Genomic DNA, 18,521 nt, shown 5'->3' on the forward strand with positions numbered 1-18,521 from the left:
ACCATGCGGATCATCAAAGCCACCCTGGAGCACCTGGACCTGCTGACCCCGCTGTTCGTCAGATACCGCGAATTCTATGGCGAACTGCCCTTCCCCGATTCCTCCCGGGACTTCCTCGAAAAACGCCTGAAGCGTGAAGAGTCTGTCATCTACCTCGCCTTTCCCGACGATGACGACAGCAGGCTGTTGGGGTTCTGTCAGTTGTATCCCAGTTACTCTTCGCTCTCGCTCAAACGCGTCTGGATCCTCAATGACATCTACGTAACCGAAGATGCCCGTCGTCAGTTGGTCGCCGATCACCTGATGCAAACGGCCAAGAAGATGGCACGCGAAACGCAGGCCGTGCGGATGCGGGTATCGACCAGCGCGAACAACGAAGTCGCGCAGAAAGTCTACGAGTCGATCGGGTTTCGCGAGGACACTCAATTCAAGAACTACACGTTACCGATTAATTGAGTCGCACCTCGATTTGTAGGAGCGCGCTTGCCCGCGACAAGGGGCTGTCAGACGCATCGTTAGTGCTTGACACTGTGCTGTCGCGGGCAAGCGCGCTCCTACGGAAATTTTCGTTCCATCAATACCAAATGTTTCATTTCAGAAACCGCGTCCAGCGACAGGTCGCTTCTTACCTCTATAATGCGGCCACATCAGCAGTACTCTCCGACCCCGCACGTGACCCGCATCGGGTCTTCCAATCAGGTGCCGTACATGGATTTCAACCCGCTTGACCTCATCCTCCACCTCGACGTTTACCTCGACATGCTGGTGACCCAGTACGGCACATGGGTCTACGCAATTCTGTTTCTGGTGATCTTCTGCGAAACCGGCCTGGTGGTGACGCCCTTCCTGCCCGGCGACTCACTGCTGTTCATCGCCGGCGCCGTTGCCGCGGGCGGCGCAATGGACCCAGTGCTGCTGGCTTGCTTGCTGATGGCGGCCGCAATCATTGGCGACAGCACCAACTACGTGATCGGCCGAACGGTCGGCGACAAACTGTTCAAGAACCCGGATTCGAAAATCTTCCGCCGTGACTACCTGACCAAAACCCACGAGTTCTATGACCGCCACGGTGGCAAGACCGTCACACTGGCGCGCTTCCTGCCGATCATTCGCACCTTTGCCCCGTTCGTCGCCGGTTTGGGCAAGATGCCTTACCTGCGCTTCCTGGGCTTCAGCGTGCTGGGTTCGATCCTGTGGGTAGGCAGCCTGGTCGCCCTCGGCTACTTCTTCGGCAACATCCCCTTCATCAAGAAAAACCTCACCCTGCTGGTGTTGGCAATCATTCTGCTGTCGTTGCTGCCAATGATCGTCGGCCTGGTCCGCAGCCGCATGGGCCGCTCCGCCCCTGCGCGCTGAGTCATGGGCTTGAAAGGGTGGTCGGTGCGCGGCTGGCTCAGGCGGCGCACGCTGGCCCGTCATCCGGTCGACCCCGCACTGTGGGCTCGCGTGCGCGAGCGCTTGCCGATGCTCGACGGACTCAGCGTCGAGCAGGACCGCCATCTGCTGGACAGCAGCGTGTTGTTCCTCCAAGCCAAACATCTCACGGCGCTGGAAGGTGTCGAGCTCGATGACGAAGCCCGCCTGTTCCTCGCCGCCCAGGCTCAGTTGCCGCTGCTGGCCCTCGGCGACCTCAACTGGTACCAGGGCTTTCATGAAATCATCCTTTACGGGGACGACTTCATCAGCCCGCAACGGCACCGCGACGCCAGCGGCATCGAGCACGAGTGGGACGGCGAACACAGCGGCGAAGCCTGGTCGCAAGGTCCGGTCATCCTCGCTTGGCCCGGCGTGCTGGCGAGCGGTGGCTGGGAAGCCTATAACCTGGTCATTCACGAACTGGCCCACAAACTGGACATGCTCAACGGGACAGCCAATGGTCTGCCGCCGTTACACAACGACATGCGCATTGCCGACTGGGCCAGCGCGATGCAAGGCGCCTACGACGATCTCAATCGCCAAGTGGATGCCGACCCGGATGCCGAGACGGCGATCGATCCCTACGCAGCGGAGAACCCAGCCGAGTTCTTTGCCGTCACCAGCGAGTACTTTTTCAGCGCACCTGATGTGCTGGCCGAGGCATATCCGCAAGTCTAACGCAACTCAAGGCATTCTATCGGCAGGACCCTCTGACGCGGCTCAGGGCACTTCAGGCCGAGGATCCGGTCTACTCGACGCCCGACGATGCCCAGCGCTGATCGTGGTACATGGTAACGCTTCCCAAATGTGCCTATAATCCGGCCCACTTTTTGGCGTTGCATGCCGAATTCCGAATGGTCAACCAAGGGGGCAAAGCCCAATGAGCTACAGCAAGATTCCGGCTGGCAAAGACCTGCCGAACGACATCTACGTCGCCATCGAAATCCCGGCCAACCACGCGCCGATCAAGTACGAAATCGATAAAGACAGCGACTGCCTGTTCGTTGACCGTTTCATGGCCACGCCCATGTTCTACCCGGCCAACTACGGTTACATCCCGAATACTCTGGCAGACGACGGTGACCCGCTCGACGTGCTGGTCGTGACGCCTTACCCAGTGGCCCCAGGTTCGGTGATTCGCGCACGTCCGGTCGGCATTCTGAACATGACCGACGACGGCGGTGGCGATGCCAAGGTCCTGGCCGTTCCGCACGACAAGCTGTCCCAACTGTACGTCGACGTGAAGGAATACACCGACCTGCCTGAACTGCTGATCAAGCAGATCCAACACTTCTTCGAGAACTACAAGGATCTCGAGAAAGGCAAGTGGGTCAAGATTGAAGGCTGGGGAGGCGCAGACGCCGCTCGCGAAGCCATCACCAAATCGGTTGCCGCCTACAAAGGTTGATCCGGTTCAAAGTCTCCGAAGCGCCTGACGCTTCGGAGGCCATCGGCTCAACTCCCCGCTACACCCCGCCACGTCCACCTACTTTTTTATTTATTCGCCGCGTTTAAATTGACGCCTCTCAAACAAAGCGTTCACTTCAATCGTTCGTTTTGGCCTTTCCTGCAACAGACTATTGCCCCACTCCAGGCTTCGGCCGCTCTAAGACCTGTCCTGATCTCGTCGTTACCCCATACCGCGCAAAGTCTTGCTTCTTGGCATTGTTGACGAAAAGCCAACAACTTAAGAAACGCCCTACATTATTAACGCCTTACTGTAGTCCTTACTATTCACCACCCGTTTGATCTCGTGCGCATTTGAACACTTCGTTCATTTAAACGAAGTTGAACGGCACGTAAACTTTGTGCCATGAATACATCAGGTGATCGACTACGCATTCTTCTGCGAGAGTGCCATCTCTCCGCTACAGACTTCGCCGCCAACCGCAAGGTGACGCCGCAGCACGTGAACAACTGGTTCAAGCGCGGTATCCCCATGGCCCGCATGGAGGAAGTCGCCGAACTGCTGAGCGTCAATGTGCGCTGGTTGCGCAGCGGCGAGGGGCCCAAGCACCCCGGGGACACGCGTGACAAGCACGGCACAGACGGCCCGGGGAGGCGGCGGGGCGAGCGGCCTGGCGACCGCGAAGAACTGGAACTGCCGCTTTATACCGAATTGCAGACGCAACCCAGCGGTCGCGCCTGTGTCGCGGAGGCGCCCCACCAGAAAATCAGGCTCGCCCGACGCATCCTCGACGCCATGGACGTCGAACTGCACAACGCGATCTGTGTGGCCATGGTGGGCAGCAGCATGGCAGACAAAATTCAAGACGGCTCGCTGATGGGTGTGGACCGAGGCCGCGTGCAGATCATCGACGGTGAGATGTACGCCCTCGAACACGCCGGCATGCTGCGAGTGAAATACCTCTATCGCTTGCCCGGCGGCGGCCTGCGCCTGCGCAGCCACAACGCGGCCGAATACCCGGACGAAATCTTCAGCGCCGAGCAGGTCCAGGAACAACGCATCCACGTGCTGGGCTGGATCTTCTGGTGGTCGACCCTCAATCACCGTCGCCACCCCGCGGCCCTTCCCTGATGTGCAGGAAAAGACCCGAGGCTGCACACGAAGACTGGGCAGACGCCGCGAACCTGCGTATCCTGCACGCCTTCGTTTCACCACCCGTTGGCTACCCGCCGAAGGGTGATCGACCTGACACCCGGCCCACGGCCCGTCTCGTCTACCTGACAAGCGCCTGCATGCAGCGCGCACTTTTGCGGATGGGTGCGGTGAGCCAAAAACTCGCCAAACCTGTCACCGAGAAGCCGGCCACAAGCCGGCTTTTTAATGAGCGCTGCTTATTCGCCCTTGCGCGCAGTGCCTCGTCCAGAGATCAGAAACCCGCCGCGCCACTACGACCAAAGACCCCCGCCTGCCCCCTCCAAAGAACCATTTAGCCCCGTTCCCGTGGCGCCTAGGATGGTCCTGTCTCGATGAGTACCCCTCCGGCCAACCGGCCGAAGCCAACAATGATAAGAAAGAGGATCAGTCAATGAGCAGCACGTTCTTCATTCCGTCCGTGAACATGATGGGTATCGGCAGCCTGGGCGAGGCGGTCGATGCCATCCGCAAATATGGCTTTCGCCATGCGCTGATCGTCACCGATGCGGGACTGGCCAAGGCCGGTGTGGCTGACAAGGTGGCCGGGCTGCTGCGAGAGCAGGACATCAACGCCACGATTTTCGACGGAGCCAAACCAAACCCTACCGTCAGCAACGTGGAGAACGGCCTGCGGCAGCTCAAGGCCAGTGGCGCTGACTTCATCATTTCCCTGGGTGGCGGCTCGCCCCATGACTGCGCCAAAGGCATTGCGCTGGTGGCGGCGAACGGCGGGGAAATCAGTGACTACGAAGGGGTGGATCAATCGGCCAGGCCGCAGTTGCCATTGATCGCGATCAATACCACTGCGGGCACGGCCAGCGAAATGACGCGCTTCTGCATCATCACCGATGAAACCCGTCATGTGAAAATGGCAATCGTGGACCGCAACGTCACGCCCTTGCTGTCCGTCAACGACCCCTCCTTGATGGCGGCGATGCCCAAAGGGCTGACCGCTGCCACAGGCATGGATGCGCTGACCCATGCCATCGAGGCCTACGTCTCCACGGCGGCCACCCCGATCACCGACGCCTGCGCGCTCAAAGCGGTGGAGCTGATTTCCGCCAACCTACGCACCGCGGTGGCCAACGGCAGCGATATGCCTGCGCGAGAAAACATGGCATATGCCCAGTTCCTCGCCGGCATGGCCTTCAACAATGCCTCGCTCGGTTATGTGCACGCGATGGCCCACCAGTTGGGCGGCTTCTACGATCTGCCCCACGGTGTGTGCAACGCGGTGTTGCTGCCCCATGTCGAGAGTTTCAACGCCAGTGTCTGTCCAGCACGCCTGAAAGACGTGGCAGCGGCGATGGGCATCGACACCCAGCGCCTGGACGACACCCAGGGCGCGGCTGCGGCCATCGCGGCCATCCGCAAGCTGTCGGGCGACATTGGCATTCCGGCCGGCCTGACCGAACTGGGCGCCAAAGCCGATGACATCCCGACGCTGGCGGCCAACGCCATGAAAGATGCCTGCGGCTTCACCAACCCGCGCCCTGCGACTCAGGAGCAGATCGAGGAAATCTTCCGCACTGCGATGTAGAGAAGGGCTTCGCGATCAGGAGCCGCTTACGGTTCCTGATCGCTTCCGGCGATAAGCCTCATTCCGCCGCTACCGGCGGGACCAGAGGCGGCGCCAGGATGTGGTCGAGGAACAACAGCGCAGCGCTGGATAATCCCTGCCGCGATCTTACGCAAACGCTCAGTTCACGGCTGGCCCAGTCATCACTCAGGTTCACGGCACGGGCACCGTTGAGCTTGTAAATCGCCACGCTCCCCTCCGGCATGATGCCGACCCCCACTCCCGCCTGAACCATCAGACAGAGCGCGTCGTAACTGGACACTTCCATGCGGATTTTCAGCGAACGTCCCAAATCGTTGGCGGCCTTGATCAACTGAAAGTTCAAGTGCGTGCCGCTGCGCAGGGTGACGTGGTCGTGAGCGAGGGTTTCGCTGAAGCTCACCGATTCGCGCCCGGCCAGCGGATGACCGTTGGGCACCAGCACCACCAGCCGATCGGTGCGAAATGGGAAGACTTCGATGTCCGCCCCATGGGGCAGGCGCGTGAAGATGCCGATATCCGCGCGGTTCTCGGCCACGGCTTTGGTGATCGCAAGGCTTTGCTGTTCTTCGAGACTGACAGTGATCAGCGGGTACAGCGCCATGAACGACTGAATCAACCCCGGCATGAACTGGGTAATGGCCGAGACATTGGCCAGCACCTGCACCGACCCGCGACGCCCATGGGAGTAATCGCGCATCTGTACAACGATCTCGTTGAGGTTGTTCAACGCACTGCGGGCCATGAACAGTAGCGACAGCCCCGCGTCGGTCGGCGTGATGCCCTTGTTGGTGCGCGTGAGCAAACGCGAATCGAGCAGCTCTTCCAATTCGCTGAGGCGCTTGCTCACCGCCGCCGCCGCGATGTGCTCGCGCTTGGCGGCAGCGGCGATGGTGCCTTCTTCAACGACGCTGACGAACAGGCGCAGCGAAACGGGGTCGAGCTTCATGTGGGGTACCGGGCGTGCAGGCCAGAATGTCCGCCATAGTACCCCGTCAGGCACAGCGTCAGAACGCCCCGGACAACAGATGACCGGCGTTCGGCACCTGGGCTTTCAGGCCAAGGGTCTTCAGCATCTGGTAAACGGTCGCGACCGAGGCTGACAACACCGGTTTGTCGAGGCGGTCCTGGACCACTTGAATCGCGGGCAGCGACGGCATCTGCACGCAGCAGGACAGCACCACCCCGTCCGCCTGCCCGATGTTCAGTCTATCGGCGTGCGCCACCAGGTTCATCGGGTCGAGCCGCCCCACGGCGAGGTTGTCCGAGACTTCCAGACTGATGGCGTCCACGACTTCGATGCCCGCCGCTTCGATGTAATCGATCACCTGGGCGGTCAGCGGCTTCATGTAAGGGGTGATGATCGCGATTTTCTTGTAGTCGAGCATGTGAAGACTGTCGATCAGGGCGCCCGCCGAGCTCAGCACCGGGGCGCTGGAGGTATTCGCGGCAACGGTCTTGCTTAGACGCTCCTGAGAAACCGTGTGATAGCCCGCGCCCTGGCACATGATCGCCACCAGACAGGCATACGCCATGACGTCCACCCGCGCGTCGCTGAGTTCCAGCGCGCAGCGGTCGCTGTCGACATCCATCTTTTTCAGCTCTTCGGGGCTGACGTGCATCATGCGCATGCGCGAGGAGTGAAAGGTGAAACGCTCCTCCGGAAACAACGCATAACGCGAAGTCAGCATCGCCGGAATTTCGGTTTCCATGGTGGTGTTGGAGCTGGGGACGATCTGGCCGATTCGAAAGTTTTTCACGGGCTCTCCTTCATTTCGCTTGGGGCGAGGGGTCACAGGGGACCGATGTTAGGAGCGCTGGAAAGGGGCGTATATCAAGCATTGGCGAGCCTGCCATCGCGGTTGGCGATGGCAGGCAATGGGTGTCAGGTGGGGGGCAGGCGGAAATCAGGCGTTGGAGAGCGCCCCCGCAGGCTCCGAAGCTTCGACCCTGTGGTTGCCGAGCATCGCCTTGGGAATCGAGAGGATCAAGCCCGCGCTGACGAACAGGCACGCGCCCAGCACGTAGGTCCCGTTATTGATGTTCCCGGTGAGGTTCTCGGCGACAGCCGTGATCATCGAACCGGTGAACCCCGACAAGTTACCGATGGCGTTGATCATGCCGATCCCCGCCGCTGCGGCGACGCCGGACAAAACGGTGCCAGGCAGGGTCCAGTAGATCGGCATCAGGCTCAGCACACCGGAGGCGGATACGCTGAGGAAGATGATCGATAACACCACGTTGTTGGCGAAGTAGGCGCTGAGGATCAGGCCGATTCCGCCAATGACCGCAGGAATCGCCGCATGCAGGCGGCGCTCACCGGTCTTGTTGGAGTGACGGGCATTGAGCGTCATCGCGATAACGGCGATTCCGTAGGGAATTGCAGTCAACAGGCCGATGTCCAGCGGGTTGGAAATGCCTGCGCTTTTAATGATCGACGGCATCCAGAACGCCAAACCGTAGAAGCCTGTGTTGAAGGTCAACAGAATCAGCACCAACAACCACACCCGGCCATTGAACAGGACTTCGCGCAGGCTCGACGCCTTGCCTTTACTGTCGTGCTGCAGGTTGGCCTTGAGCATGGCTTTTTCTTCCGGCGACAGCCATTTCGCGGCATCGATGTTGTTCGCCATGAACGCCAGCACCACGAACGCCATGACCACGGAAGGAAGGCCTTCGATGATCAGCAGCCACTGCCAACCGGCCATGCCTTGTACGCCTTGCATCTTGGTCATCAACCAGCCGGAAACAACGCCCCCCAGGGTCAGACTGATCGGCATGGCCATCAGGAAGCCAGACATCACGCGACTCTGACGGCGCGTCGGGAACCAGTAGTTGAGGTAGAGAATGACGCCTGGGAAGAACCCTGCTTCGCAGATGCCGAGCAAGAAGCGCAGCACATAGAACATGGTTTCCGACTCGATGTGGAAAAACTTCGCCAACGGCACGGTGAAGGCCACGGCCATTGAGACGATGGCCCAACTGAGCATGATTCGCGCGATCCAGAAACGGGCGCCGAAGCGATGCAGCAGCAGGTTGCTGGGCACCTCGAAAATGAAGTAGCCCCAGAAGAAAATGCTCGCGCCCAAGGCGTAGACCGTGTTGCTGAATTGCAGGTCGTTGAGCATGTCCAGCTTGGCGAAACCAATGTTGACGCGGTCCAGGTACGCCGCCATGTAGCACAGCAGCAAGACAGGGAGAATGCGCAGGATGACCTTGCGGTAGGTACGATCTTCGAAGCTGGCGTGCCCGGCGCCCGAGTGTTCGGGCAGGCGATCAGATGCAGTTGCCATGGTAGGACCTCCAGGCACTGGTTGCGCCTGTGTTGTTTTTATGGGGTCAAGACACGAGCGGATGGTACTGACAAGCGACAGATGAAGAATAATGAGATGTTTCCATTGATCGATAACCCAGGGTTATTGATCTAGCGGGGGACCGTTTTCGCGTTGGCGATCAGAATATTGGCGAATTCCGAGGCGGCACCTAACAGCGGCTCGCCACGTCGCGTGAGAATTCCATAATCCTGGGGGGCCAGTTTCAGCGGCGTGTTGAGCACTTTCAACAAGCCCCCTTCCAGATGCGGCTGGGCCATCGACGCGGGCAACATGGCGATCATCGGGCCGGACTGCAACACCTGCAAAAACGTCTGCATGGAGATGGTATCGATGGTGTTCCGCGGCAGCGGGATGCCGGCCTTGGCGAACGCTTGCTCCATGCGCGCACGGATCGGCGTGCCAACCGGGTAGAGAATCCACGGCCAGTTGCCCAGTTCCTGAAGCGGCGTCTCCTCGAACTCGGTGAGCGGGTGACGGCTGTTGACTACCATGCAGAACGGCTCAGGCGCCAACGCCTGAAAGTCATAGACTTGCTGCTGGCTTTCGTCGGTGTAACGGGCCACGGCGAGGTCGAGTTTTTTGTCGTCGAGCATTTCCATCAGATGATCGCTGGTCTGCTCGACGATCTCGATGGACAGCAACGGCCAGCGCCGTTTCAACTGCACGATGGCATCCGGCAACACCACGGCCGTGGCGGCGAAAATCGCTCCGACCTTGAGAAAGCCATGACCGCCTTCGCGCAGGCTACTGATCTGGTCGACAAACTTGTTGGCGTCATTCAGCGCAATCTGCGCGTAACGCACCACATGCTCCCCCAGTGCGGTGGGGGGCATGTTGCGAGGCAGCCGCTCGAACAGGTCGAACCCCAATAACCGCTCGATCTCGCGAAGCATCTTGCTGACGGCGGGCTGACTCAGGTTCATGTGCAACGCGGCCGCGTGCATGTTGCGCGTGCGAGCCAAGGTATCGATCAGCACCAGATGCTTGAACTTGAGCCAGTTACAGACCGTCGAGAACGAGATGTCGGACATAGTGAGCAGCCTTCGGATTCGATAACCCCATGTTATCGATAATTGAGCAGATGTCATTGGAGTTTATCGCGTTGGCTGGCTAGGGTCGGCAGCAAAAGCATAAGAACTTCCGAGGATCGTCCCATGTCAATTCGACTCACCCCTGAAAACACGCTGCCTGCCGACGGCCTCGATGGCACATTGATCGGCCGGGCGTGGGTGCCCGGTCAGGTTGCCGGTCCTTCGCCTGTTGTCCTGCGTCGCGACGGGGTGTTCGATCTGTCCGAGCGCTTTGCCACCCTGAGCGAATTGCTTGAATCCGAATCGCCGCTCAAGGCCGTGCGCGAAACCCAGGGCACGCTGATCTGCAGCGTCGAAGCGCTGCTGGCCAACTCTGGCACCCACCCAGATGCCAATGCGCCCTTCCTCCTTGCCCCCGCTGACCTTCAGGTCATCAAGGCGGCAGGCGTGACGTTTGCGGCGAGCATGATCGAGCGCGTCATCGAGGAACAAGCCGCGGGCAACCCGACCAAGGCCGAAAGCGTGCGCGCGATCGTGCATGACATCATTGGCGACAACCTGCGCAGCATCCGACCGGGCTCGGAACAGGCGAGCGCCCTGAAAGCGCTGCTGATCGAACAGAAAATGTGGTCGCAGTACCTGGAAGTCGGCATCGGCCCGGATGCGGAAATCTTCACCAAGGCCCCGGTTCTCGCCGCTGTCGGTAGCGGCAGTCAGATCGGCATCCACCCCAAATCCGAATGGAACAATCCCGAGCCCGAAGTGGTTCTCGCGGTGAACAGTCACGGGGAAATTCACGGCGCCACGCTGGGCAACGACGTCAATCTGCGCGACTTCGAAGGCCGCAGCGCCTTGCTGCTGAGCAAGGCCAAGGACAACAACGCGTCGTGCGCGATCGGCCCGTTCATCCGCCTGTTCGACGAAACCTTTTCGATGGACGACGTGCGCAATTGCGTGGTCGACCTGCAGGTCAGGGGCCGTGACGGCTACGTGCTGAAGGGTTCAAGCTCCATGTCGCAGATCAGCCGGGACCCGGAAGACATTGCCGCCCAGACCCTCAACGAAAACCACCAGTATCCCGACGGTTTTCTGCTGTACCTCGGCACCTTGTTCGCGCCCACTGAAGACCGTGACCACGTGGGGGGCGGCTTCACTCACAAGCTTGGAGACGAGGTCAGCATCAGCAGCCGTTTGCTGGGCAGCCTGCACAACGGAGTGACGCATAGCAGCCAGGCCACTCCCTGGACGTTCGGTCTTGGCGCATTGTTCCGTAACCTGACGGCGCGTGGTTTGCTGACGCGGCAGTGAGTCCTGCGACGCAACGCCCCTCCTCGCCGACAACCGGTGCGCCGCCCAATGAGCGTCGACCGTTACCCCGATAACAAGAGAAACCCGAACCATGTCCGAAGCCCTGAAACGCCCCCTGCGCAGCCAGCAATGGTTTGATGACCCTGACCACGCCGACATGACGGCGCTGTATGTCGAGCGCTACATGAACTATGGCCTGACCCGCGAAGAGTTGCAGTCCGGGCGGCCGATCATCGGGATTGCGCAGACAGGCAGCGACCTGACGCCTTGCAACCGTCACCATCTGGAATTGGCCCAGCGGGTCAAGGCCGGCATTCGCGATGCCGGCGGCATTCCGATGGAGTTTCCGGTCCACCCTATCGCCGAGCAGACCCGTCGCCCCACGGCCGCGCTTGACCGCAACCTGGCCTATCTGGGGCTGGTTGAAATTCTCCATGGTTACCCGCTCGACGGCGTGGTGCTGACCACCGGTTGCGACAAGACCACGCCCGCCTGCCTGATGGCCGCCGCCACCACTGACCTGCCCGCCATCGTGCTCTCTGGCGGGCCGATGCTCGACGGTCGCCACAAGGGTGAGCTGATCGGCTCGGGCACGGTGCTGTGGCATGCCCGCAACCTGCTCTCGGCCGGCGAAATCAACTATGAAGGCTTCATGGAAATGACCACCGCGGCTTCGCCCTCGGTCGGCCACTGCAACACCATGGGAACGGCACTTTCGATGAATGCGCTGGCAGAGGCCCTGGGCATGTCGTTGCCAGGCTGTGCAAGCATCCCGGCGCCGTATCGCGAGCGCGGCCAGATGGCCTACATGACTGGCAAACGCATTTGCGACCTGGTGCGCGAGGACGTCCGCCCTTCGCAGATCATGACCCGCGAAGCCTTCGAGAACGCCATCGCCGTTGCCTCTGCCCTGGGTGCATCCAGCAACTGCCCGCCGCACTTGATCGCCATCGCCCGGCACATGGGAGTCGAATTGAGCCTGGACGACTGGCAGCGCGTCGGTGAAGACGTTCCACTGCTAGTCAACTGCATGCCAGCGGGTAAATACCTGGGCGAAGGCTTCCATCGCGCCGGAGGCGTCCCGGCCGTGATGCACGAACTGCAGAAAGCCGGGAAGCTGCATGAGGCCTGCCACTCGGTATCGGGCAAGACGGTGGGCGAGATCGTGGCCGCTGCCGTCACCCATGACGCGGACGTGATTCGCTCCTATGAAGACCCGCTCAAGCACCGCGCCGGTTTCATCGTACTCAGCGGCAACTTCTTCGACAGCGCGATCATGAAGATGTCGGTGGTCGGCGAGGCGTTCCGCAAGACCTACCTGTCAGAACCCGGCGCGGAAAACAGCTTCGAAGCACGGGCAATCGTCTTTGAAGGCCCAGAGGATTATCACGCGCGCATCAACGACCCTTCGCTGGACATCGACGAACGCTGCATTCTGGTGATTCGCGGCGCAGGCACCGTGGGTTACCCCGGCAGCGCCGAAGTGGTCAACATGGCGCCTCCTGCCGAACTGATCAAGCGAGGAATCGATTCGCTGCCCTGCCTTGGAGATGGTCGCCAGAGCGGCACGTCGGCCAGCCCCTCGATTCTCAACATGTCGCCGGAAGCGGCGGTGGGCGGCGGGTTGGCGCTGTTGAAAACCAACGACCGCCTGCGTGTGGACCTCAACAACCGCAGCGTCAACGTGCTGATCAGTGAGGAGGAAATGGCCGAACGCCGCGCACAGTTCGAGCCGAAGATGCCCGCCTCGCAGACGCCGTGGCAGGAACTGTATCGCCAGTTGGTGGGGCAGTTGTCCACCGGCGGCTGCCTTGAGCCGGCCACGTTGCACCTTCGGGTCATCGCCCGAAACGGCGAGCCAAGGCATTCGCACTGAGGATGACATGGGGCCGGCGCTCAAGGCGCTTGCCCCCGTCCGATGCGGTCCATTTTCATCGCTTCCATGAAAGTGTTGCCGCATCAGGCCGGTGTTTTTCATCGCGGGAGAAGACCAAGATAGGGGCAACTCAAGCCTCCCCCTTTCAGAGAGATCGCCATGAAAGCCATCGCCTTCACCCAGCACGGCCTGCCTATCGAAGACCCAAATGCCCTCAAGGACATGGACTTGCCCAAACCAACGCCCGGCCCGCGGGATCTGTTGGTCGAAGTGCAGGCCATTTCCGTGAACCCGGTCGACACCAAAGTCCGGGCAGGCTCGGCCGCCACCGCCCCTAAAGTCGTGGGCTGGGACGCCGTCGGCGTGGTTCGCGAAACCGGCAGTGACGTGACGCTGTTCACGGTCGGCGACGAGGTGTTTTACGCAGGTTCCATCGCCCGCCCCGGTAACTACAGCGAATTTCATCTCGTGGACGAACGCATCGTGGGGCGCAAGCCGACATCCCTCGACAACGCTCATGCCGCAGCCTTGCCGCTGACCTCGATCACCGCCTGGGAGCTGTTGTTCGATCGACTCGGCGTCAAGGAAGGCGAAGGTGAAGGCGACAGCCTGCTGATCATTGGCGCGGGAGGTGGCGTAGGCTCGATGCTGGTTCAACTGGCACGCCAGTTGACCCGCCTGACCGTCATTGGCACGGCCTCTCGCGATGAAACCCGCGAGTGGGTCAAAGGCCTCGGCGCGCATCACGTCATCGATCACAGCCAACCCCTGGTCGCGCAGTTGGAAGGCCTTGGCGTGGGGCAGGTCAGCCATGTGGCGAGCCTCACCCACACCGACAGTTATTTCCCTCAACTGATCGACGCACTGCGTCCACAAGGCAAACTGGCGCTCATCGACGATCCCAAGACACTCGATGTGGTGCCCATGAAACGCAAGGCGCTGTCGCTGCACTGGGAGCTGATGTTCACGCGCTCGCTCTATGAAACCCCCGACATGATCGCCCAGCATGAGTTGCTCAACCGCGTCTCGCAGTTGATCGATCAGGGCATCCTGAAAACGACGCTGGGCGAGCATTTCGGCACCATCAACGCCGAGAACCTGCGCCGCGCCCACGCGGTGATCGAGAGCGGCAAAGCCAAAGGCAAGATCGTGCTCGAAGGTTTCTGAACCCCTGTTCAACCCACCCGTCGCATGTGAAGATCGGCGCCTTTTCGGGCCGGTCGCCGGCGGCGTCGGCCTCCATCCCACCCTTTCGCCTCAGGATTCATGCCATGCAGCTCACCGCGCTTGCCAAAACTCGCTACACCACCAAGGCCTATGACGCGACCCGCAAAGTTGCGCAAGAGACCATCGACACATTGCTCGACCAACTGCGCCACAGCCCCTCGTCAGTGAACTCGCAGCCATGGCATTTCATCGTGGCCTCCGACGAACAGGGCAAAGCGCGCATCGCCAAAGGGGCGGAAGGCGCGTTCGCCTACAATGAAGCGAAAATCCTCCACGCATCGCACGTCATCGTTCTGTGCACGCGCACTGAAATGTCCGAGGACCATCTGCAAGCGGTTCTGGCGCAGGAAGAACAAGACGGTCGCTTCGCCACCGTAGACGCCAAGGCAGGCCAGGACACCACCCGTCGCAGCTACGTGAACCTGCACAGATACGACCTCAAGGATCTGCAGCACTGGATGGAAAAGCAGACGTACCTGGCGCTCGGTACGCTGCTGCTGGGCGCAGCCTCGTTGGGCCTGGATGCCACACCGATGGAGGGCTTCGACTTCAAGAAATTGGACGCCGAACTGGGTCTTCGCGAGAAAGGCTTTAGCAGTCTGGTCGTAGTATCGCTCGGGTACCGCAGCGAGACGGACTTCAACGCCAAACTGCCAAAATCACGTCTGTCAGCGCAAGCGGTATTCACCCACTTGTGACAGTGAAAACAGACGGCGCGCTGCCCGGTCACTCAACGACCTGGTAGCGCTCCCGCTTGGCGATGGCGCTCATTGAACAGCGCCGGCGCCGTCCCGCCCAGCACCTCTCATTTGCCCCAATGCCGTTGCTCTGCTAGTGTCGCGCCGGTTTAACCTCTACCGGGATAGCCGCCATGGCCCGCAAGAAAGCAGCACTGGATTTCGAACAGTCCCTCGCGGACTTGCAAACGCTGGTCGAGCGTCTGGAGAACGGCGAGCTGTCGCTGGAAGACTCCCTGACCGCCTTCGAGCAAGGCATCCGCCTGACTCGCGAATGCCAGAGCGCGTTGGCCCAGGCCGAGCAGAAAGTTCAGGTGCTGCTGGAGCGTGACGGCGAACTGGCGGAAGAACCTTTCGACGCGGAACAGCCCGAATGATCGCCGAGTATCAGGCCCTGAGTCAGGCGCGCGTAAACGCCGCGCTGGATACCTTGTTCACTGCTTCCGCGCCTGAACTGACCCGTTTGTACCAAGCCATGCGCTACAGCGTGACCAACGGCGGCAAGCGTGTGCGGCCGTTGCTGGTCTACGCAGCCTGCGAAGCCCTGGGCGGCAATGCCGAGGAGGCCAACGGCGCGGCTTGCGCAGTCGAGCTGATCCATGCCTACTCGCTGGTCCATGACGACCTGCCCGCCATGGACGACGACGACCTTCGTCGCGGGCTGCCCACCACTCACAAGGCTTTCGACGAAGCATGCGCCATCCTGGCTGGCGATGGCCTGCAAACCATGGCCTTCAGCGTTCTCAGCGACGCAGCATTGACGCCCCAGGACGCCGACACCCGCCTTAAGATGGTCCACACCCTCGCCCGCGCCGCTGGCCCGGCTGGCATGGTAGGCGGGCAGGCGATCGACTTGGGCTCCGTGGGTCTCAAGCTGGACCAGAAAGCCCTTGAATTCATGCATCGGCACAAGACTGGCGCTTTGATCGAAGCCAGCGTCAGGCTCGGCGCGCTGGCCAGCGGCCGTCCCAGCCAAGTGCAACTCGACGCCCTGCAGATCTACGCTCGCGCCGTCGGCCTGGCGTTTCAGGTTCAGGATGACATCCTCGACGTCGAAAGCGACACGGCCACCCTCGGCAAGCGCCAAGGCGCGGACATCGCACGGGACAAACCGACCTACCCGGCGCTGCTGGGGCTGGAAGAGGCCAAGCATTACGCCCTGGAACTGCGTGACCAGGCGCTGGATGCGCTGCGACCTTTCGACGCGGCAGCCGAGCCTCTGCGGGCCTTGGCGCGCTATATCGTCGAACGCCGCAACTGATCCGTTTTCGCGATTCGGGTCTGTAGCGGCGCGCTTGGTTTGGGCGGCCATCGCGGGCAAGCGCGCTCCTACGGGGAATTGCGCCGCTTCGGCACGTTGATTTGAGCATCCATCGACTGCTGTTCATGGGCAGGTCGCGATGCATCAGGTAAACTGCCGCGTCATTTACTTATAACGATTCGCCTGATGCCCACGACGTTCAAAGAGATTCCCCGCGAGCGCCCGTCCACGCCCCTGCTTGATAACGCAGCGACGCCAGACGGTCTGCGCCGGTTAGGTGAAGCCGAGCTCGAAGCGCTCGCCGACGAGCTGCGACTGGAGCTGCTCTACACCGTTGGCCAGACCGGCGGGCATTTCGGTGCCGGGCTCGGCGTGATCGAGCTGACCGTAGCCCTGCATTATGTCTTCGATACGCCCGACGACCGGCTGGTCTGGGACGTCGGCCATCAGGCGTACCCGCACAAGATCCTGACCGGTCGCCGCGAAAAGATGTCGACCCTGCGCCAGAAAGGCGGTGTGGCGGCCTTCCCCCGCCGCGGCGAGAGCGAGTACGACACCTTTGGCGTCGGCCACTCGAGCACCTCGATCAGCGCCGCATTGGGCATGGCCCTCGCCAATCGCCTGCAAGGCATCGATCGCAAGGCGATCGCCGTCATCGGTGACGGTGCGCTGACGGCCGGCATGGCATTCGAAGCGTTGAACCATGCGCCTGAAGTCAAGGCTGACATGCTGGTGATCCTCAACGATAACGACATGTCGATCTCTCGCAACGTCGGCGGTCTCTCGAACTACCTGGCCAAGATCCTCTCCAGCCGCACCTACGCCAGCATGCGCGAAGGCAGCAAGAAGGTGCTGTCGCGCCTGCCCGGCGCGTGGGAAATCGCCCGCCGCACCGAGGAATATGCCAAGGGCATGCTGGTGCCCGGCACGCTGTTCGAAGAGCTCGGCTGGAACTACATCGGTCCGATCGACGGGCATGATCTGCCGACCCTGATTGCGACGCTGCGGAACATGCGCGACTTGAAAGGGCCGCAGTTCCTGCACGTTGTCACCAAGAAAGGCAAAGGCTTCGCCCCAGCAGAAATCGACCCGATCGGCTACCACGCGATCACCAAACTCGATCCGGTCAACGCGCCCTCGACGCCCAAAAAGGCGGGTGGTCCGAAGTATTCCGGCGTGTTCGGCCAATGGCTGTGCGACATGGCGCAGGCGGACGAGCGACTGGTCGGCATTACGCCGGCCATGAAAGAAGGCTCTGACCTGGTGGCGTTCAGCGAGCGCTTCCCCGAGCGCTATTTCGACGTGGCCATCGCCGAGCAACACGCTGTGACCCTGGCAGCGGGCATGGCCTGCGAAGGCGCCAAGCCGGTCGTGGCGATCTACTCGACCTTCCTGCAGCGTGGTTACGACCAACTGATTCACGACGTCGCCGTGCAAAACCTGGACGTGCTCTTCGCCATCGATCGGGCCGGCCTGGTGGGCGAAGACGGCCCTACCCACGCTGGCAGCTTCGACCTGTCATACCTGCGCTGCATTCCCGGCATGCTGGTCATGACGCCGAGCGATGAGAACGAACTGCGCAGAATGCTCACGACCGGACACCTGTTCAACGGCCCCGCCGCAGTACGCTATCCACGGGGCACAGGCCCGAATGCGGTCATCGACAGCGCCTTGGAGCCGCTGGAAATCGGCAAGGGCGTCGTGCGCCGCCAGGGCAGCCGTGTCGCGATGCTGGTGTTCGGTGTACAACTGGCGGATGCGTTGAAAGTCGCCGAGAACATCGATGCCACCGTGGTCGATATGCGCTTCGTCAAGCCACTGGACGAAGCACTTGTGCGCGAAATGGCTGCCAGCCACGACTTGCTGGTGACTATCGAAGAAAACGCCATCATGGGTGGTGCTGGCGCGGCAGTCAGCGAATTCCTTGCACGGGAAAACGTGCTCAAATCGGTACTGCACCTGGGCTTGCCCGACGTTTACGTCGAACATGCAAAACCGACGCAGATGCTGGCCGAGTGCGGGTTGGATGCGGACGGAATCGAGGCGTCGATCCGTAAGCGGCTGGACATCATCTAAACCGCTGCCCGGTCGGGGCAAGCATGATCGTTCCCACGCTCTGCGTGGGAACGCATCCTGTGACGCTCCGCATCATCCTGTCTGGACGCAGAGC

At 61.2% G+C, this 18,521-nt stretch carries 16 protein-coding genes and 1 pseudogene; 13 read left to right on the forward strand and 4 right to left on the reverse strand.

Going from position 1 to position 18,521, the window contains the following annotated elements:
* Positions 1-3 precede the first annotated feature (3 nt).
* The 6 genes and pseudogenes from DBP26_RS21590 to yiaY all read left to right on the forward strand — a co-directional run bounded on the left by DBP26_RS21590 (position 4) and on the right by yiaY (position 5,558).
* A complete protein-coding gene (locus tag DBP26_RS21590) occupies positions 4-456 on the forward strand; it encodes a GNAT family N-acetyltransferase (RefSeq protein ID WP_108239545.1) in 453 nt (150 codons plus the stop codon).
* A gap of 252 nt (positions 457-708) precedes the next feature.
* Positions 709-1,356 carry a DedA family protein gene (locus tag DBP26_RS21595; RefSeq protein ID WP_108239544.1) on the forward strand — a complete coding sequence of 216 codons (648 nt, stop codon included), beginning with the start codon at positions 709-711 and terminating at the stop codon, positions 1,354-1,356.
* A 3-nt stretch (positions 1,357-1,359) separates the two neighbouring features.
* Positions 1,360-2,195, forward strand: a pseudogene (locus tag DBP26_RS21600) (zinc-dependent peptidase).
* A 101-nt stretch (positions 2,196-2,296) separates the two neighbouring features.
* On the forward strand, positions 2,297-2,824 hold the full coding sequence (gene ppa, locus DBP26_RS21605; RefSeq protein WP_108239543.1) for an inorganic diphosphatase: 528 nt from the start codon (positions 2,297-2,299) through the stop codon (positions 2,822-2,824).
* Positions 2,825-3,229: 405 nt separating this feature from the next.
* Positions 3,230-3,955, forward strand: a complete 726-nt coding sequence (locus DBP26_RS21610; protein ID WP_108239542.1) for an XRE family transcriptional regulator — start codon at positions 3,230-3,232, stop codon at positions 3,953-3,955.
* Between the two features lie 454 nt (positions 3,956-4,409).
* Positions 4,410-5,558, forward strand: coding sequence for an L-threonine dehydrogenase (yiaY, locus tag DBP26_RS21615; RefSeq protein WP_108239541.1), 1,149 nt, complete (start codon positions 4,410-4,412; stop codon positions 5,556-5,558).
* Between the two features lie 58 nt (positions 5,559-5,616).
* On the opposite strand, the gene DBP26_RS21620 is transcribed toward yiaY, so the two are convergent.
* The 4 genes from DBP26_RS21620 to DBP26_RS21635 form a co-directional block, all read right to left on the reverse strand.
* Positions 5,617-6,525, reverse strand: a complete 909-nt coding sequence (locus DBP26_RS21620; protein ID WP_108239540.1) for a LysR family transcriptional regulator — start codon at positions 6,523-6,525, stop codon at positions 5,617-5,619.
* Positions 6,526-6,583: 58 nt separating this feature from the next.
* Positions 6,584-7,336, reverse strand: a complete 753-nt coding sequence (locus tag DBP26_RS21625) for an Asp/Glu racemase (protein ID WP_108239539.1) — start codon at positions 7,334-7,336, stop codon at positions 6,584-6,586.
* Between the two features lie 147 nt (positions 7,337-7,483).
* Complete coding sequence (locus tag DBP26_RS21630; RefSeq protein WP_108239538.1) at positions 7,484-8,869, reverse strand: MFS transporter; 1,386 nt, start codon at positions 8,867-8,869, stop codon at positions 7,484-7,486.
* A 131-nt stretch (positions 8,870-9,000) separates the two neighbouring features.
* Positions 9,001-9,942 (reverse strand): LysR family transcriptional regulator, encoded by a 942-nt coding sequence (locus tag DBP26_RS21635; protein WP_108239537.1) that lies wholly within the window; start codon positions 9,940-9,942, stop codon positions 9,001-9,003.
* Between the two features lie 123 nt (positions 9,943-10,065).
* Here DBP26_RS21635 and DBP26_RS21640 point away from each other — a divergent pair, with 123 nt between their 5' ends.
* The 7 genes from DBP26_RS21640 (at position 10,066) to dxs (ending at position 18,427) form a co-directional block, all read left to right on the forward strand.
* Positions 10,066-11,250, forward strand: coding sequence for a fumarylacetoacetate hydrolase family protein (locus DBP26_RS21640; protein WP_108239536.1), 1,185 nt, complete (start codon positions 10,066-10,068; stop codon positions 11,248-11,250).
* Between the two features lie 91 nt (positions 11,251-11,341).
* Positions 11,342-13,126, forward strand: coding sequence for an IlvD/Edd family dehydratase (locus DBP26_RS21645; protein ID WP_108239535.1), 1,785 nt, complete (start codon positions 11,342-11,344; stop codon positions 13,124-13,126).
* 159 nt (positions 13,127-13,285) lie between these two features.
* Positions 13,286-14,293: a zinc-binding alcohol dehydrogenase family protein gene (locus DBP26_RS21650; protein WP_108239534.1), complete on the forward strand. Its 1,008-nt coding sequence runs from the start codon at positions 13,286-13,288 to the stop codon at positions 14,291-14,293.
* A gap of 104 nt (positions 14,294-14,397) precedes the next feature.
* Complete coding sequence (gene nfsB, locus DBP26_RS21655) at positions 14,398-15,051, forward strand: oxygen-insensitive NAD(P)H nitroreductase (protein WP_108239533.1); 654 nt, start codon at positions 14,398-14,400, stop codon at positions 15,049-15,051.
* Positions 15,052-15,224: 173 nt separating this feature from the next.
* Positions 15,225-15,467: an exodeoxyribonuclease VII small subunit gene (locus DBP26_RS21660; RefSeq protein ID WP_108239532.1), complete on the forward strand. Its 243-nt coding sequence runs from the start codon at positions 15,225-15,227 to the stop codon at positions 15,465-15,467.
* Positions 15,464-16,351 (forward strand): (2E,6E)-farnesyl diphosphate synthase, encoded by an 888-nt coding sequence (gene ispA / locus DBP26_RS21665; protein ID WP_108239531.1) that lies wholly within the window; start codon positions 15,464-15,466, stop codon positions 16,349-16,351. Before DBP26_RS21660 ends, ispA begins: the two co-directional genes overlap by 4 nt.
* 186 nt (positions 16,352-16,537) lie before the next feature.
* On the forward strand, positions 16,538-18,427 hold the full coding sequence (dxs, locus tag DBP26_RS21670; RefSeq protein ID WP_108239530.1) for a 1-deoxy-D-xylulose-5-phosphate synthase: 1,890 nt from the start codon (positions 16,538-16,540) through the stop codon (positions 18,425-18,427).
* The last annotated feature ends 94 nt before the right edge of the window (positions 18,428-18,521 follow it).

It is taken from the genome of Pseudomonas sp. RIT409 (genome assembly GCF_003052515.2).
GTDB lineage: Bacteria > Pseudomonadota > Gammaproteobacteria > Pseudomonadales > Pseudomonadaceae > Aquipseudomonas.

What these genes read in the sequence shown, in the direction of transcription:
- DBP26_RS21590 (WP_108239545.1), top strand. Translation starts at nt 4, where the DNA reads ATGCGGATCATCAAAGCCACCCTGGAGCACCTGGACCTGCTGACCCCG.
- DBP26_RS21595 (WP_108239544.1), top strand. Translation starts at nt 709, where the DNA reads ATGGATTTCAACCCGCTTGACCTCATCCTCCACCTCGACGTTTACCTC.
- ppa (WP_108239543.1), top strand. Translation starts at nt 2,297, where the DNA reads ATGAGCTACAGCAAGATTCCGGCTGGCAAAGACCTGCCGAACGACATC.
- DBP26_RS21610 (WP_108239542.1), top strand. Translation starts at nt 3,230, where the DNA reads ATGAATACATCAGGTGATCGACTACGCATTCTTCTGCGAGAGTGCCAT.
- yiaY (WP_108239541.1), top strand. Translation starts at nt 4,410, where the DNA reads ATGAGCAGCACGTTCTTCATTCCGTCCGTGAACATGATGGGTATCGGC.
- DBP26_RS21620 (WP_108239540.1), bottom strand. Translation starts at nt 6,525, where the DNA reads ATGAAGCTCGACCCCGTTTCGCTGCGCCTGTTCGTCAGCGTCGTTGAA.
- DBP26_RS21630 (WP_108239538.1), bottom strand. Translation starts at nt 8,869, where the DNA reads ATGGCAACTGCATCTGATCGCCTGCCCGAACACTCGGGCGCCGGGCAC.
- DBP26_RS21635 (WP_108239537.1), bottom strand. Translation starts at nt 9,942, where the DNA reads ATGTCCGACATCTCGTTCTCGACGGTCTGTAACTGGCTCAAGTTCAAG.
- DBP26_RS21640 (WP_108239536.1), top strand. Translation starts at nt 10,066, where the DNA reads ATGTCAATTCGACTCACCCCTGAAAACACGCTGCCTGCCGACGGCCTC.
- DBP26_RS21645 (WP_108239535.1), top strand. Translation starts at nt 11,342, where the DNA reads ATGTCCGAAGCCCTGAAACGCCCCCTGCGCAGCCAGCAATGGTTTGAT.
- DBP26_RS21650 (WP_108239534.1), top strand. Translation starts at nt 13,286, where the DNA reads ATGAAAGCCATCGCCTTCACCCAGCACGGCCTGCCTATCGAAGACCCA.
- nfsB (WP_108239533.1), top strand. Translation starts at nt 14,398, where the DNA reads ATGCAGCTCACCGCGCTTGCCAAAACTCGCTACACCACCAAGGCCTAT.
- DBP26_RS21660 (WP_108239532.1), top strand. Translation starts at nt 15,225, where the DNA reads ATGGCCCGCAAGAAAGCAGCACTGGATTTCGAACAGTCCCTCGCGGAC.
- ispA (WP_108239531.1), top strand. Translation starts at nt 15,464, where the DNA reads ATGATCGCCGAGTATCAGGCCCTGAGTCAGGCGCGCGTAAACGCCGCG.
- dxs (WP_108239530.1), top strand. Translation starts at nt 16,538, where the DNA reads ATGCCCACGACGTTCAAAGAGATTCCCCGCGAGCGCCCGTCCACGCCC.